Origin of the sequence: Herbaspirillum frisingense, from assembly GCF_047325095.1 — a bacterium.
GTDB classification, from domain to species: Bacteria; Pseudomonadota; Gammaproteobacteria; order Burkholderiales; family Burkholderiaceae_D; genus Herbaspirillum; species Herbaspirillum frisingense.
On record NZ_CP168558.1, the window covers coordinates 2,455,604 to 2,468,554 of the forward strand.

At 62.4% G+C, this 12,951-nt stretch carries 13 protein-coding genes; 11 read left to right on the top strand and 2 right to left on the bottom strand.

Features of this window, described 5'->3' with window-relative positions:
• The first annotated feature begins 8 nt into the window (after positions 1-8).
• Genes ACEOAC_RS11405 through ACEOAC_RS11415 form a run of 3 tightly spaced genes read left to right on the top strand, consistent with a single transcriptional unit; the run spans position 9 to position 1,817 of the window.
• Positions 9-470, top strand: coding sequence for a RidA family protein (locus ACEOAC_RS11405; RefSeq protein ID WP_241811713.1), 462 nt, complete (start codon positions 9-11; stop codon positions 468-470).
• A gap of 16 nt (positions 471-486) precedes the next feature.
• Positions 487-1,335: an MBL fold metallo-hydrolase gene (locus tag ACEOAC_RS11410; protein ID WP_006463066.1), complete on the top strand. Its 849-nt coding sequence runs from the start codon at positions 487-489 to the stop codon at positions 1,333-1,335.
• A 23-nt stretch (positions 1,336-1,358) separates the two neighbouring features.
• A complete protein-coding gene (locus ACEOAC_RS11415) occupies positions 1,359-1,817 on the top strand; it encodes a cupin domain-containing protein (RefSeq protein WP_139347033.1) in 459 nt (152 codons plus the stop codon).
• A gap of 53 nt (positions 1,818-1,870) precedes the next feature.
• Here the strand turns inward: ACEOAC_RS11415 and ACEOAC_RS11420 are convergent, their stop codons facing one another.
• Positions 1,871-2,584 carry a FadR/GntR family transcriptional regulator gene (locus tag ACEOAC_RS11420; RefSeq protein WP_241811712.1) on the bottom strand — a complete coding sequence of 238 codons (714 nt, stop codon included), beginning with the start codon at positions 2,582-2,584 and terminating at the stop codon, positions 1,871-1,873.
• An 18-nt stretch (positions 2,585-2,602) separates the two neighbouring features.
• Positions 2,603-3,346, bottom strand: coding sequence for an SDR family NAD(P)-dependent oxidoreductase (locus tag ACEOAC_RS11425; protein ID WP_413444720.1), 744 nt, complete (start codon positions 3,344-3,346; stop codon positions 2,603-2,605).
• A 272-nt stretch (positions 3,347-3,618) separates the two neighbouring features.
• On the opposite strand from ACEOAC_RS11425, the gene ACEOAC_RS11430 reads away from it, so the two are divergent.
• The 8 genes from ACEOAC_RS11430 to ACEOAC_RS11465 all read left to right on the top strand — a co-directional run bounded on the left by ACEOAC_RS11430 (position 3,619) and on the right by ACEOAC_RS11465 (position 12,938).
• A complete protein-coding gene (locus tag ACEOAC_RS11430; protein ID WP_413444719.1) occupies positions 3,619-4,494 on the top strand; it encodes a shikimate dehydrogenase family protein in 876 nt (291 codons plus the stop codon).
• Between the two features lie 110 nt (positions 4,495-4,604).
• Complete coding sequence (locus tag ACEOAC_RS11435) at positions 4,605-5,885, top strand: branched-chain amino acid ABC transporter substrate-binding protein (RefSeq protein ID WP_006463052.1); 1,281 nt, start codon at positions 4,605-4,607, stop codon at positions 5,883-5,885.
• 106 nt (positions 5,886-5,991) lie between these two features.
• Positions 5,992-6,933 carry a branched-chain amino acid ABC transporter permease gene (locus ACEOAC_RS11440; RefSeq protein ID WP_039875110.1) on the top strand — a complete coding sequence of 314 codons (942 nt, stop codon included), beginning with the start codon at positions 5,992-5,994 and terminating at the stop codon, positions 6,931-6,933.
• A 155-nt stretch (positions 6,934-7,088) separates the two neighbouring features.
• Positions 7,089-8,294 (top strand): branched-chain amino acid ABC transporter permease, encoded by a 1,206-nt coding sequence (locus ACEOAC_RS11445; RefSeq protein ID WP_077235253.1) that lies wholly within the window; start codon positions 7,089-7,091, stop codon positions 8,292-8,294.
• Positions 8,291-9,079 carry an ABC transporter ATP-binding protein gene (locus ACEOAC_RS11450; RefSeq protein ID WP_234294910.1) on the top strand — a complete coding sequence of 263 codons (789 nt, stop codon included), beginning with the start codon at positions 8,291-8,293 and terminating at the stop codon, positions 9,077-9,079. The genes ACEOAC_RS11445 and ACEOAC_RS11450 overlap by 4 nt, the downstream gene beginning before the upstream one ends.
• Positions 9,076-9,810, top strand: a complete 735-nt coding sequence (locus tag ACEOAC_RS11455) for an ABC transporter ATP-binding protein (RefSeq protein WP_413445028.1) — start codon at positions 9,076-9,078, stop codon at positions 9,808-9,810. Before ACEOAC_RS11450 ends, ACEOAC_RS11455 begins: the two co-directional genes overlap by 4 nt.
• Positions 9,811-9,841: 31 nt before the next feature.
• Positions 9,842-10,669, top strand: a complete 828-nt coding sequence (locus tag ACEOAC_RS11460; protein WP_413445027.1) for an SDR family NAD(P)-dependent oxidoreductase — start codon at positions 9,842-9,844, stop codon at positions 10,667-10,669.
• A 70-nt stretch (positions 10,670-10,739) separates the two neighbouring features.
• On the top strand, positions 10,740-12,938 hold the full coding sequence (locus tag ACEOAC_RS11465; protein WP_413445026.1) for a thiamine pyrophosphate-dependent enzyme: 2,199 nt from the start codon (positions 10,740-10,742) through the stop codon (positions 12,936-12,938).
• The last annotated feature ends 13 nt before the right edge of the window (positions 12,939-12,951 follow it).

The window sequence follows — 12,951 nt, forward strand, 5'->3', positions numbered from 1 at the left end:
GGACGGACATGTTGGAAAGCAGGCTCGCGGAGATGAATTTGGTACTACCGGAATTGGGTGCGGCGGCAGGAAGTTTTGTCGGCTGCAAGAAGAGCGGGAATCTCCTGTTCATCTCTGGTCAGTTGCCATTGAAGGATGGCCGGCCCACCTTGGTCGGCCGGCTGGGTGAGAACGTGACCGTGGAGCAGGGTTACGAAGCTGCACAACAATGCGCACTCAATGTGCTGGCGCAGATCAAGGCCGCGATCGATGGCCGCTGGGACCGCGTTGCACAGGTAGTCCGCCTTGGTGGCTTCGTACGTTGCACTCCCGACTTCGCTGATGCCCCCAAGGTCGTCAACGGCGCATCTGACCTGTTCGTAAGTTTGTTCGGCGCCGCTGGCGCCCATGCCAGAGCCGCGGTTGGCGTCAGTTCGCTACCCATGAATGTTGCGGTAGAGATCGAAGCGGTTGTCGAAATTATTGCCTGAACCAAAGAGGAAAATCATGAATGTAGCAGCCAAGCTGAAGTATTACGGGTGGTCCAGTATTGCTCTGGAGACGTCGCACGGAGCGCTGTTCTTTGACCCTTTCTATCGTCCCTATTGCGGCGCCGAGTGGTTCCATCTCGACGATTTCATGCATGCCAAGTACATCTGCGTGACGCATGGCCACGAAGAGCATTTTCTGGACGTGCCGGAAGTGGCAAAGGCAACGGGCGCCTGCGTGATCGGCGCGCCGTCGCTTACCCGCTTCATGCAGCGCCGTCACAAATTTACGCCCGCGCAGCTGCGTGCCATCGAGCCGGCTTCCTTCGATAGCGTCTCCGTGCCGGGATTCAAGATCACTGCGCTGCCTTGGCAGCATCGTGACATCAATTTGTACAAGGCGCTGACCAAGGCAGTCTTCAAGGGAAACACCACGCAACTGGCCTGGGCATGGAGCAGTGCCACGAATGCTCCGTTCTATTCCCCCTACACCGGATTTCATGTCGAGCTGCCCGACGGCACCACGATCCTGAATTACAACGAAGGCTTCAACAGCAAGATGACGGATGCTGAAATTGAAGCACTGGGCCGGCGCTTCAAGACTGACATCCTGCTGGCGGGCATGCAGCTTGATTTCATTCAGGATGTGGTCCGCGGTGTGGCTGCGCTCAAGCCGCAGGTGGTGGTCTTGTATCCGCCTCATGAGAAGTTCCATGAAATGATGGAGGTGAGCTCCCGCCCCTGGAGTGAATTCGCTGACGCGGTAAGAAGTCGCTTCCCGCATATTCGCGTCCACGTGGCCGAGCCGGGCTTTGAACTGGAAGTGCCCCAGAACCTGGTAACCTCGGTTCTGGATCAAGCTGCTTAATGTCGTCGAGAGGAGATGAAAAAATGGGTGCAATGGACAAGAGCTTTGATGATCGCCTGAGTGGTGAGCTTCAACCGACCCCAGGTGGGTCGGTATATATGAAACCCGAGGAAATGGACTGGAAGCCCTCGCAGTTTGAGGGCATCGAGATCAAGGTGCTCTATGAGAACAAGGAAATCGGCGAGATGACTTGCCTGCTGCGATGGCAGCCAGGCACTACCTTGCCGTTTCACAAGCATCCCGAGATCGAGCAAAGCTATGTCATCGAAGGCTCCTTCTCGGACCACGACGGCATTTGCCGCGCAGGCGAATTCGTCTGGCGCAAGCCTGGTTCCTTGCATGAAACGCATAGCGCGGAAGGCTGCACTATTCTGGCGATCTACCGGAAACCCAATATCTTCCGCAATAGTGCCGGGTTTGATGCTGCCGCCAAACAACGTATTGCAACGGACCACGCCCCGCGTACGCATCAGGCGCGATGACGCAATCCCGGCGGTGAAGCGCACCGGGCAATACCACTGACTTTCCACCGGGTTCAGCTCAGGTACTTGTTCAGCCGCTTTGCCGCATTGCGCAGATGCGTTTCTGCGGCAATTGCCGCGGCGACCGGGTCCTTGTCTTCGATGGCCTGGAGGATGGCCTTGTGCTCGTCCTGCACGGCCTGGATCAGATTGTTGTAGTTCGTCGCGGTGTTGCTGCGGGCCTGGCGGATCAGTCTTCTGACATGCTGTTCCAGATACTCGTTGAGCATGCAGAAGTGCGGATTCTTGGTCGAGTCGACGATGGCCTGGTGGAACGCAAAATCCTCCTCGTCCCCCAGCTTGTCATTGATGATGGCGTACTCCATGCCGACCAGGGCCTTCTTGATCTTCTTGAGGTCTTCCGGCGTGCGGCGGATGGCCGCATAGCGGGCGGCTGCGGTCTCCAGCGTCACCAGCAGCTCGATGACGTGTTCCAGTCCCTCCGCATCGTTGAGGGCCGCCGCCTCGAAGCGGAAGGCCTGGCGTGAGCCGCGCTCGTTGACGAAGGCGCCGCGTCCCTGCTGGGCATTGACGATGCCTTCCGATTTCAGCTGGGACAGGGCTTCGCGCACGACCGAACGGCTCACCGAGAATTGCTCGCCCAGCTGTTTTTCGCTGGGCAGCTTGTCGCCCGGTTTGAGCCGCTGCTCGCGGATTTCTTCATTAATCCATTCAACAATCTCTTCGGTGAGGGATTGCGTGGGCAAGCGCTGTGTCGCGTTTTTCATGGGTGGATTGCAGCTGGATTAATTGATGTATAGACCGCCGTTGACCTGCAGTGTCTCTCCGGTGATGAATGAGGCCAGGGGAGAGCACAGGAAGGCAATCGAGCCGGCCACTTCTTCCGCAGTTCCCAGGCGGCCGAGGGGCGTGTTTTGCAGCAGCGTCGGCCCCTTGCTGGCCAGCAGTTCCCGGGTCATCGGAGTGGCAATGATACCCGGAGATATCGCGTTGACCCGCGTTTTGGGGGCCAGCTCCAACGCCAGGCTGCGCGAGAAGCTGATCACCGCACCCTTGGCCGCCGCGTAGTGCGCATGCGCGTAGCTGCCGCGCTGCGCGGCCAGCGAAGCGAGGTTGACGATCGAGCTGTCCTCGCGCAGATGGGCAATGACCGCCTGGCAGATATGGAAAGTCCCGTCCAGGTTGATTGCCATGAGGCGCCGCCATTCTTCTTCTGTCATTTCCGCCACGCGCTTTTCGGGATAGATGCCGGCCGAGTGGATCAGGTGGTCGATCCCGCCATGGGTGCGGGCGCAGGCATCGGCCGCCTGGCGACAGGCCTGGGCGTCGGCCACGTCCAGCTGGTGCAGGCTGATCTGCGCACTGGGGGCGATGCCAAGAATCTGTTCCTTGAGCGAAGCCAGGGCCTGAAGGTCGATGTCGGCCAGGGCCAGGTTGGCGCCATGCCGGGCAGTCAGCAAGGCGGTTGCGCGGGCGATGCCACCGCCGGCACCGGTAATGAAAAAGGTCTTGTCGGTGAATGCAATCATGGGGTCTCCTGTTGTTCTATGTTGGCGCTTCGTCCTGTAAGCCTTGCTGGGAGCGGCTTTCCAGACGTAATGCAAAGTCGCTCACCTGTCCGGGATGCAGAGGCAGGGGTTGTTGACATCACAAAATCCGCTCTGTAGAATCGCTGCACAACTTGTCAGACAGGCTTAAAAGTTTATCAGACAAGTGCATAAAAACCTATCATGTCACCTCAAAAAATGCGGGATGACGGAAAAGAAGAGCGCTGCAAGGCGCCACTTGCGAAGGAGATACCGTGAGTCTGGCTGGAGCCGGGGAGCGCAGTGCGCAGGAGATGGCGTCCCCCATCATCAATGGACATACCCGGGTCATCGGTATCCTGGCCGATCCGATCGGCCATGTGCGGACCCCGCAGGCTTTCAATGCCCTGATGGCGAGCAAGGCAATCAATGCCGTGGTGGTGCCGGTGCAGGTGGCGCCAGACGATCTTGCATCGGTCGTGGCAGCGCTGGCCAGGGTCAGGAGCATGGCCGGCCTGATCGTCACCATTCCCCACAAGGAAAGCATCCTCTCCCTCTGCCATGAACTGACCGATGCAGCGCGCCAGGTCGGTGCGGTCAACATCGTGCGGTTTGATGCGGCGGAGGCGGGACAGGCAGAGGCCTCTGGTGAAGCAGGCATGCGCCTGGTCGGCAGCAATCTGGATGGCGAGGGATTCGTCGGTGGCTTGCTGGCCCAGGGGCATGCGCTGGTGGGGCGGCGGGTCTATCTTGCCGGTGCCGGTGGTGCCGGTAAGGCCATTGCACATGCCCTCGCGGCGCACGGCGCGGGTGCCATCGGCGTGTACAACCGCAGTGTGGAACGTGCGGGACATCTGGTGGCCGAACTGCGTCGCTACTACCCGCAACTGGATGCCCACGTGGCGACGGCGCATCCCGCCCATTACACCCTGGCCATCAATTCCACCTCGCTGGGTCTGAACCCGGACGATGCCTTGCCATTCGCCGTGGAAGGCCTGCCCACCGATGCGCTGGTGGCGGAGGCGGTCATGAAGGTGGAGTTGACCCCGTTACTGGCGGCAGCCCAGAGGCGCGGACTGGCGCTGCACTTTGGCCGCTACATGATGCAGGCCCAGCTTGAAAGCATGAAACAGTTCCTTGGGTTGCGCTGAGAGGCGTGCCACCCCTTGAGAAGGGAGCCGCACCGGCGCGGCTCTCGCACGGAAGCCCGGGCGCCGGCAGTGCAAGACCTGGAATCCTACAAATATAACGGAGATGAGGTATGAGCAAGAATTACATCGGAGTGCCCCTGTCGTCGCTGTCGTCACTGTCCTCGCTGACATCATTGTCGGCCCTGGTCCTGGCCGCCATCGCATGTCCCGCCCAGGCCGCCGCGCCCCTGAAGATCGCGCTGGTGGAAACCCTGTCCGGCCCGCAAGCCTCGACCGGGCTGCTCTATCGCGCTGCAGTGAAGTACGAGATGGATCGCATCAACGCCGCCGGCGGATGGAACGGGCAAGCCGTGCAACTGGCCGAGTATGACAACCAGGGCGGACCTGCCGGCGCTTCCGACAAGGTCAAGGCGGCCATTGCCGCCGGTGCGCAGATCATCATCCAGGGTTCTTCGTCTGCCGTCTCCGGCCAGATCACCGAAGACGTGCGCAAGCACAACCTGCGCAATGCCGGCAAGGAAGTCCTGTTCATGAACATGGGCGGCGAGGCGCTGGAGCTGACCGGCGACAAGTGCCACTTCTATCATTTCCGCTTCACCACCAACGCCGTGATCCGTGTCAAGACGCTGGTGCCGGCCATGAAGGAAGCCAAGGAACTGGGGAGCAAGGTCTATGCAATGAACCAGAACTATTCCTGGGGCATGGACATGGACAAGGCCATCAAGGACGATGCCGCCGCCGGTGGCTACACCGTGGTCGAGAGCACCCTCCACGATGTCAACAAGATCCAGGATTTCTCTCCCTATGTCGCCAAGATCAAGGCCAGCGGGGCCGATACAGTCCTCACCGGCAACTGGTCCAACGATCTGCTGTTACTGATGAAGGCCACACGGGCTGCCGGCCTGAAGGTCCGCTTCGGCACCGTCTTCCTGGACCAGCCGGGCAACATCGGCAATGCCGGCGACACGGCCCTGGGACACTTCATCTCGCACGCCTTCAATATCGAGACCAACAAGGCCACCGAGGAATTCGCCACCGACTACAAGGCCAAGACCGGTCACTTCCCGACCTTCATCGAGCCGCAGACCGTGTTCGGCATGCAGATGCTGGGCGAGGCCCTCAAGCAGGTCAAGCCCAGCGGCGACAAGATCAATGTCACCGAGCTGGCCAAGGCACTGGAAAAGGTCAGGATCGAGACGCCGATGGGTGAGACCTCGATTCGCGCCGCCGACCACCAGGTGGTGCTGCCCATCGTCGTGTCCCGCGTGGAAAAGAACGTCAAGTACAAGGTCGACGATACCGACATGGGCTTCAAGGTTATCAAGAAGTTCAGCGGCGAAGACGCCGTGAACCCGGTCCAGACCAGCTGCAAGATGCAGCGTCCCTCCTGATCTGACTCGCTGAGCGGGCGCCGTGCCTGTGCACGGCGCCGAATCGACATGGGCGGCCTTGCCGTCCCGTGCGGGGGACGGTCGTCCCGTTTTCTTGGAAGACGCTATGGAATTCTTTACCGTATCGCTGATCAACGGCACCATCTACGGCCTGTTGCTGTTCATGGTCTCGGCCGGGTTGACGCTCATCTTCGGCATGATGGGGGTGCTCAACTTCGCGCATACCTCCTTCTACATGGTGGGTGCCTACCTGGCCTATACCTTGCAGAAGTTCATCGGCTTCTGGCCTGCCGTGATCATTGCCCCCCTGATCGTGGGCCTGCTGGGCGTGGTCGTGGAACGCTGGTTCCTGCGGCGCGTGCATCGCTACGGTCATGCGCATGAACTGCTGCTGACCTTCGGCCTGTCCTTCATCATTGCCGAGATCATCAAGCTCTTCTTCGGCAATTACCCGGTCAACTACCAGGTGCCGGCTTCGCTCTCGTTTGCCGCGTTTCGCCTGTTCGGTACGGACTATCCCTTCTATCGCCTGATGATGGGCCTGGTCTCGCTGCTCATGTTCGGCCTGATCTACCTGCTTCTCTCGCGCACCCGCATCGGCATCGTCGTGCGCTCGGCGATCTATCGCCCGGCCATGGCGGAGACCCTGGGCCACAACGTGCCACTGGTCTTCATGGGTGTCTTCGGGGTGGGGGCCGCGCTGGCCGGCCTGGCCGGCGCCATCGCCGGCGCGTTCTATACCACCAATCCGAACATGGCCCTGGAGCTGGGTGTGCTGGTCTTCGTGGTGGTGGTCATCGGGGGCCTGGGTTCGCTGGAGGGCGCAATGCTGTCATCGATCCTGATCGGCCTGATCTCGTCCTTTGCCGTCGGCGTGGATGTCAGCCTGGCCGATGCGCTGGACTATGTCGGGGCAGGACAATGGGCGCGTGACCTGGGGGGCTTGATGACGCTGAAGGTCTCGTCGCTGGCCGCCACCATTCCGTTTGCGCTGATGTTGCTGGTATTGCTGGTTCGCCCCTCCGGGCTGATGGGTGAGAAGGAGTGAGTCACATGAACGAATCCACAAACAAGGTCTTGCCAGGCCTGCCCGGGTCGGCCGCAAAAATGCGACCAGACGTGTCACCAACCGTGTCCGCAACCGCGTCCCCAGCCACGTCACTGCGATCGCCGGCTGCAGTATCGCTGGCCTCGCGTCTGCTGATGGTGTCGGTGCTGCTGTTACTGCTCATCGCTCCCTTCGTTTTGCCCCAGGCGCTGGTGAATGCGGCTATCCAGATGCTCATCGCGGCACTGTTTGCAACGGCCTTCAATGTGCTGGCGGGGCAGGGTGGCATGCTCTCCTTCGGCCACGCGGCCTATTTCGGTATCGGTGCATTTGCCACCCTGCATGCGATGAATGCGCTGGGCGGTGCGGGGCTCCTGCCCACGCCGCTGCTGCCGATATTCGGGGCACTTGGCGGCTGTCTGCTGGGCCTGGTGGCGGGCTGGTTTTCGACGCAGCGTAGTGGTGTCTATTTCTCGATGATCACCCTGGCCCTGGCCGAACTGTTGCACGCGCTGGCACCGCACCTGACCAGCGTCTTTGGTGGCGAGGCAGGGGTGTCATCGATGCGCATGCCGGCCTGGGGCCTGTCCTTTGGCGAGCCGATGCATGTCTATTACCTGACCCTGGCCTGGGTGCTGGCTTCGTTGGGCGCCTTGTTCTTCTTCACCCGTACCCCCCTGGGGCGGCTCACGCTGGGTCTGCGCGAAAACGCCATGCGCCTGAAGTTCCTGGGCTATGACGTGCATGCCGCCCGGGTGATGGTGTTCATGATCTCGGCCAGCTTTGCGGGCGTGGCCGGTGGTCTGCTGGCGATGAACAATGAAGCCGGCAACTACGTGCTCTTCGATGTGCGCCTGTCTTCCGAGGTGGTGCTCAATGCCTATATCGGCGGTACCGGGGTGTTCTTCGGCCCGGCCCTGGGCGCGGCGGTGATGACCTTCTTCGGGTATGCGGTCTCGGACCTGACGCGCTCCTGGTTGCTGTACCAGGGTCTCATTTTCGTGGTGGTGATGATGTTCATGCCCAATGGCCTGTCGGGCGTGGTGCTGTGGTGGCAGCGCAGTCAGCGTAGCAGCGCGGTGCTGGCGCGCTATGCGGCGGGCTGGTCACTGGGCGCCCTGGCGTGTGCGGCGGCGGTGGTGTTTTCGGTGGAGCTGTTGCAGCGCGTCCTGGGCTCGGATTACCAGTCGCAACTGGTGGATGCCCAGCCATGGCCGGCGATCACCCTGTTTGGCCGTGACTGGCTACCCGGCGCGGTGAGCACATGGCTGTTGCCTCTGCTGCTGCTGGTGGCCGGTGGCCTGATCTTGAACCGGGTCACGCGTGCCTGGGACGCACTCAATGAAGAGGAGGCCGCATGAGCGCCGTCAACTCCATCCATCCCGTCAGCACCAGCCCGGCGGCACTGACCCTGCGCAACGTCAGCAAGTCCTTCGGCGAGGCGCACATCATCCGGGGTGTCGACCTGGAACTGCAGCGCGGCGAGCGTCATGCCTTCATTGGTCCCAATGGGGCGGGGAAGTCGACGCTGTTCCATCTCATCTCGGGCAACTTCAAGCCCAGCGCAGGGGAAATCCTGCTGGGAGAACTGCCCATCGGCGGGCTCAGTCCGGAACGCATCAACCGCATGGGACTGGCGCGTTCCTTCCAGATCACCAATATCTTCCCGCGCCTGTCGGTGTTCGAGAACCTGCGCCTGGGCGTAATGCAGCGCTTCGGCATGCAATACACGCTGTGGCGCCCGATCTCGCAGTATCGCAAGGTCACTGCACTGGCGGAGCAGTTGCTGGAGCAGGTCCGCCTGGTCCGCCATCGTGACACGCTGGGCGGGGAGCTTTCCTATTCCGAACAACGTTCGCTGGAGATCGGCATGACCCTGGCCTCCGACCCCAAGGTCTTGCTGCTGGATGAACCCATGGCCGGCATGTCGCGGGAAGAAACCGACTACACCGCCGAGCTCCTGCGCGAGCTTTCGGTGGGCCGCAGCCTGATGATCGTGGAGCACGACATGGATGTGGTGTTTTCGCTGTGCGACCGCATCAGTGTCCTGGTCTATGGCCAGGTGGTTGCAACCGGCACCCCCGAGGAAATTCGCAACAATGCGCAAGTACAGGAAGCCTATCTGGGCAAGGAGGTCGCAGCATGAGCACAGCAGCCACACCGGCACAGGCGCCGCTGCTGCAGGTACGCGACCTGCACGCGCACTACGGCAAGAGCCATATCCTGCAGGGTGTCAATTTCGAGGTCGGTCACAACGCCGTGATCAGTCTGTTGGGGCGCAACGGTTCGGGGCGCTCCACCACGGCCCGCGCCATCATGGGCCTGGTACCGCCCACCGGCGGCCAGGTCTTGCTGGACGGTCGCGATCTGGCCGGGCAACGTCCCTTCGCGGTTTCGCGGGCAGGGATCGCCTTCGTCCCGGAGGAGCGCGAAGTCTTCGCCAACCTCAGCGTCGACGAGAACCTGCAGATGGGCGTGCAACGCGCACGCAACGATGCGCCCCAATGGACGGTGGAGCAGATGTTCGATTTCTTCCCGCGCCTGAAGGAGCGGCGCAACACCCGGGCCGGCAATCTTTCCGGGGGTGAGCAACAGATGCTGACCATCTGCCGCTCGCTGCTGGGCAACCCGCGCCTGATCCTGATCGATGAGCCCACCGAGGGCCTGGCGCCCAAGATCGTGACCGTGGTGGGCGAGGCCATCCAGGAAATCCACCGGCGTGGCGTATCCGTGATCCTGATCGAGCAAAAGCTGACCATCGCCATGAAGATTTCCACCGGGGTCTGCCTGCTCGGTCATGGCCAGATCGTCTTCAGCGGCACGCCCGACGAGCTTGGGGAGAATCCCCAGTTGCTCAAGGATTGGCTGGCGGTATGAGCCGGCAAGCGACTTCACTTCAAGAGACACCATGAGCGATCAGACTATCGATGCGCATGCACTGCATGCCACCGCCAAATACAAGCAGTTTCCCGATCTGGCCAACCAGGTCGCCTTCATCACCGGGGCCGGCAGCGGCATCGGCCGTGCCATGGCCGATGCGTTTGCGGCCAATGGCACCCATTTGGCCCTGCTGGATGTCAACGTCGAATCGCTGGAGCGCGCCCGGGCGGAACTGCACCGGACCTTCCCGCAGATCGAAGTCGAATGCCTGGTCGCTTCCATCGTCGACGAAACAGCGGTGGAGGCAGCAACGGCGGCCGTCCATGCACGTTTCGGCCGTATCGACATCCTGCTCAACAATGCCGGCATCTCGGCCAACCGGCCGACCCTGGAACTGCCTGCACAGCAGTGGCGCCATGCCATCGACGTCAATCTGAACGGGGTCTTCTTTTGCGCCCAGGCAGTGGCCCGGCACATGGTGGCCCAGGGGAGCGGGGTGATCCTCAACACCGCGTCGATGTATGGCACGGTGGCCGCGCCCGAGCGTGCGGCCTACTGCGCCAGCAAGGCGGCGGTGGTGATGCTGACCAAGGTATTGGCGGTGGAGTGGGCACCCAAGGGGCTGCGCGTGAATGCGCTTGCGCCGGGCTACGTACAGACGGCCCTGGTGCAGGAACTGGTCAGTACCGGCCGCATGGACCTGGCGGCCTTGAAGAAGCGTACGCCCGCCGGTCGCCTGGGTGAGCCGCACGAGATCGCCACCCTGGCCTTGTTCCTGGCCTCCGAACATGCCGCCTTCATCAACGGCCAGGCCATCGTGGCCGATGGCGGCTGGTCGGCCTATAGCTATCTCTGATCTTTTCTCCGGCCGCTCCGATGGTGCGGCCGCTATCACCGAATCAGTTTCTTCTCTGGAGAGTAAGCCCATGTCTGACCATATTGCACTCGCCCCGGCCGCGCCCTGGGTCGAACTGCGCACCACCGACGCCGACTGGAATGCCGCCGATCCCGGCTTGCTGGGCTCCCTGCTGGCGCACATGCATATCATCCGCGCCTTCGAAGAATCCGTGCTGGAACTGGCCATGGATGGCCTGGTGCATGGCCCGGCCCACTCCAGCGTCGGCCAGGAGGGTGGGGCGGCCGGTTCCATCCTGCCCCTGCTGGCGGCAGACCAGGTCAATGGCTCGCACCGGGGGCACCATCATTTCCTGGCCAAGGCATTGGCCTATCTCATGCCCGAAGGCATCGCGCCCACGGCCGAACTGACCCCGGCGGTCGAGCAGCTGCTGCAGCGTACGCTGGCCGAAATCCTCGGCCTGGCGCAAGGCTTCTGCCAGGGACGCGGCGGCTCCATGCACCTGCGCTGGGCAGAGGCGGGCGTGCTGGGGACCAACGCCATCGTCGGTGGCGGGGTACCGCTGGCAGCGGGTGCAGCCTGGGCGCACAAGCATGCCGGAACCGAGCATGTCGCCGTGACCTATTTCGGCGATGGTGCAGTCAACATCGGCTCGGTGCTGGAGACCATGAATATCGCCGCCGCCTGGAAGCTGCCGCTGTGCTTCTTCATCGAGAACAATGGCTACGCCGTCTCCACCACGGTGGACGAGGCCACGGCCGAACCGCGTCTGTCGGCACGCGGCGCTGCCTTCAACATCCCCAGCTGGAAGGTCAACGGCATGGACCCGCTGGCGGTGCACCTGGCCATGAATGAGGCCTTGCAGCACATGCGGTCCGGCAAGGGGCCGACCATCATCGAGGCCGATGTCTATCGTTTCTTCCACCAGAACGGCGGCTTCCCCGGTAGTGCTTTCGGCTATCGCAGCAAGGAAGAAGAACAGAGCTGGCGTCAGCGGGACCCGCTGGACCTGGTCGGCCAGCGCATGCGCGAACGCGGCCTGATCGACGAGGCCGGCATCCTGGCACTGCGCAATCGCATCAAGGCCGCCATGGCGCGGGCAGTACAGGCGCTGACGGAAGACGATCCGGCCCGGGCCGGCAAGAAGCGCATCCGCCCGGAACTCTGGCCCAGCCCGGATTTTCGTGATGTCGGTATCCGTGGCGACCTGTCGGAACTGGAGGGAGCGCGCACCGAGGAAGAAGCCGGGTTCGGCGGCAAGCTGGCGCAGCGCAAGTTCATCGACGTGGTGGCCGATGTAATGGATCGTCGCATGGCCGTGGACGAGCGGGTGGTGGTCATGGGCGAGGACGTGCATCGCCTCAAGGGCGGCACCAATGGCGCAACCCGTGGCCTGAAAGACAAATATCCCGAGCGCACGCTGGGCACACCCATCAGCGAAAACGCCTTCTGCGGGCTGGGCGGCGGCATCGCCATGGACGGCCGCTTCCGCCCCGTGGTCGAGTTCATGTACCCGGACTTCATGTGGGTGGCGGCCGATCAGGTGTTCAACCAGATCGGCAAGGCACGTCACATGTTCGGCGGCGATATCGAGGTGCCTTTCGTCCTGCGTACCAAAGTGGCGATGGGGACCGGCTATGGTTCGCAGCACTCCATGGACCCCGCGGGTATCTTCGCCACCAGCCCGGGATGGCGCATCGTGGCGCCGTCCACGCCTTTCGACTATGTCGGCCTGATGAACGCGGCGCTGGCGCTGAAGGACCCGGTGCTGGTGATCGAACATGTGGACCTCTACAACAGCAGCGGTCCTGCGCCCGTGGATGACTTCGACTACCAGACGCCCTTCGGGCGCGCCGCTGTGCGACGTGCCGGCCAGGAGATGACGGTGCTGACCTATCTTTCCATGGTGGCGCATGCCCTGGAAGCCGTACAGCAGACCGGTATTGACGCCGAAGTGATCGACCTGCGCTGGCTGGACCGCGCCAGCCTCGACTGGGACACCATCGGCCAGAGCATCCGCAAGACCAACAATGTACTGATCGTGGAGCAGGGCGCGCAGGGTACTTCCTATGGCGGCTGGCTGGCCGACGAGATCCAGCGCCGCTTCTTTGACTGGCTGGACCAGCCGGTGCAGCGGGTGGTGGGTGGCGAAGCTTCGCCCAGCATCTCCAAGGTGTTGGAACGTGCCGCTGCCGCCCGTACCGAAGAGACCGTCGTCGGTCTGCAGCAGGTGATGCGCGACAAGGGCGCCCGCCTTGACGTTCGCTGAATACCGCCTGATT

What these genes read in the sequence shown, in the direction of transcription:
- ACEOAC_RS11460 (WP_413445027.1), top strand. Translation starts at nt 9,842, where the DNA reads ATGAGCGATCAGACTATCGATGCGCATGCACTGCATGCCACCGCCAAA.
- ACEOAC_RS11435 (WP_006463052.1), top strand. Translation starts at nt 4,605, where the DNA reads ATGAGCAAGAATTACATCGGAGTGCCCCTGTCGTCGCTGTCGTCACTG.
- ACEOAC_RS11425 (WP_413444720.1), bottom strand. Translation starts at nt 3,346, where the DNA reads ATGATTGCATTCACCGACAAGACCTTTTTCATTACCGGTGCCGGCGGT.
- ACEOAC_RS11410 (WP_006463066.1), top strand. Translation starts at nt 487, where the DNA reads ATGAATGTAGCAGCCAAGCTGAAGTATTACGGGTGGTCCAGTATTGCT.
- ACEOAC_RS11415 (WP_139347033.1), top strand. Translation starts at nt 1,359, where the DNA reads ATGGGTGCAATGGACAAGAGCTTTGATGATCGCCTGAGTGGTGAGCTT.
- ACEOAC_RS11465 (WP_413445026.1), top strand. Translation starts at nt 10,740, where the DNA reads ATGTCTGACCATATTGCACTCGCCCCGGCCGCGCCCTGGGTCGAACTG.
- ACEOAC_RS11450 (WP_234294910.1), top strand. Translation starts at nt 8,291, where the DNA reads ATGAGCGCCGTCAACTCCATCCATCCCGTCAGCACCAGCCCGGCGGCA.
- ACEOAC_RS11455 (WP_413445028.1), top strand. Translation starts at nt 9,076, where the DNA reads ATGAGCACAGCAGCCACACCGGCACAGGCGCCGCTGCTGCAGGTACGC.
- ACEOAC_RS11420 (WP_241811712.1), bottom strand. Translation starts at nt 2,584, where the DNA reads ATGAAAAACGCGACACAGCGCTTGCCCACGCAATCCCTCACCGAAGAG.
- ACEOAC_RS11440 (WP_039875110.1), top strand. Translation starts at nt 5,992, where the DNA reads ATGGAATTCTTTACCGTATCGCTGATCAACGGCACCATCTACGGCCTG.
- ACEOAC_RS11405 (WP_241811713.1), top strand. Translation starts at nt 9, where the DNA reads ATGTTGGAAAGCAGGCTCGCGGAGATGAATTTGGTACTACCGGAATTG.
- ACEOAC_RS11445 (WP_077235253.1), top strand. Translation starts at nt 7,089, where the DNA reads ATGGTGTCGGTGCTGCTGTTACTGCTCATCGCTCCCTTCGTTTTGCCC.